The sequence below is a fragment of the Streptococcus massiliensis DSM 18628 genome, assembly GCF_000380065.1.
Lineage (GTDB): Bacteria > Bacillota > Bacilli > Lactobacillales > Streptococcaceae > Streptococcus > Streptococcus massiliensis.
The window spans coordinates 1-1,139 of the sequence record NZ_KB904446.1 but is presented as its reverse complement, the minus strand read 5'-3'; the positions used below and the strand labels follow the sequence as shown (position 1 = coordinate 1,139).

Sequence of the window (1,139 nt, the reverse complement as noted above, 5' to 3'; positions counted from 1 at the left end):
ACCCTGACCGAGCAACGCCGCGTGAGTGAAGAAGGTTTTCGGATCGTAAAGCTCTGTTGTTAAGGAAGAACGGGAGTAGGAGTGGAAAGCCTACTTTGTGACGGTACTTAACCAGAAAGGGACGGCTAACTACGTGCCAGCAGCCGCGGTAATACGTAGGTCCCGAGCGTTATCCGGATTTATTGGGCGTAAAGCGAGCGCAGGCGGTTAGATAAGTCTGGAGTAAAAGGCTATGGCTCAACCATAGTGTGCTCTGGAAACTGTTTAACTTGAGTGCAGAAGGGGAGAGTGGAATTCCATGTGTAGCGGTGAAATGCGTAGATATATGGAGGAACACCGGTGGCGAAAGCGGCTCTCTGGTCTGTAACTGACGCTGAGGCTCGAAAGCGTGGGGAGCGAACAGGATTAGATACCCTGGTAGTCCACGCCGTAAACGATGAGTGCTAGGTGTTAGGCCCTTTCCGGGGCTTAGTGCCGTAGCTAACGCAATAAGCACTCCGCCTGGGGAGTACGACCGCAAGGTTGAAACTCAAAGGAATTGACGGGGGCCCGCACAAGCGGTGGAGCATGTGGTTTAATTCGAAGCAACGCGAAGAACCTTACCAGGTCTTGACATCCCGATGCCCGTCCTAGAGATAGGATTTTACTTCGGTACATCGGTGACAGGTGGTGCATGGTTGTCGTCAGCTCGTGTCGTGAGATGTTGGGTTAAGTCCCGCAACGAGCGCAACCCTTATTGTTAGTTGCCATCATTGAGTTGGGCACTCTAGCGAGACTGCCGGTAATAAACCGGAGGAAGGTGGGGATGACGTCAAATCATCATGCCCCTTATGACCTGGGCTACACACGTGCTACAATGGCTGGTACAACGAGTCGCAAGTCGGTGACGACAAGCTAATCTCTGAAAGCCAGTCTCAGTTCGGATTGTAGGCTGCAACTCGCCTACATGAAGTCGGAATCGCTAGTAATCGCGGATCAGCACGCCGCGGTGAATACGTTCCCGGGCCTTGTACACACCGCCCGTCACACCACGAGAGTTTGTAACACCCGAAGTCGGTGAGGTAACCGTAAGGAGCCAGCCGCCTAAGGTGGGATAGATGATTGGGGTGAAGTCGTAACAAGGTAGCCGTATCGGAAGG

The 1,139-nt window shown here is 53.1% G+C and carries 1 rRNA gene; it reads left to right on the top strand.

The annotated features are described in order from the left end of the window. Positions 1 to 1,139: ribosomal RNA gene (locus A3I3_RS0109790) — 16S ribosomal RNA — on the top strand; the annotation flags it as partial.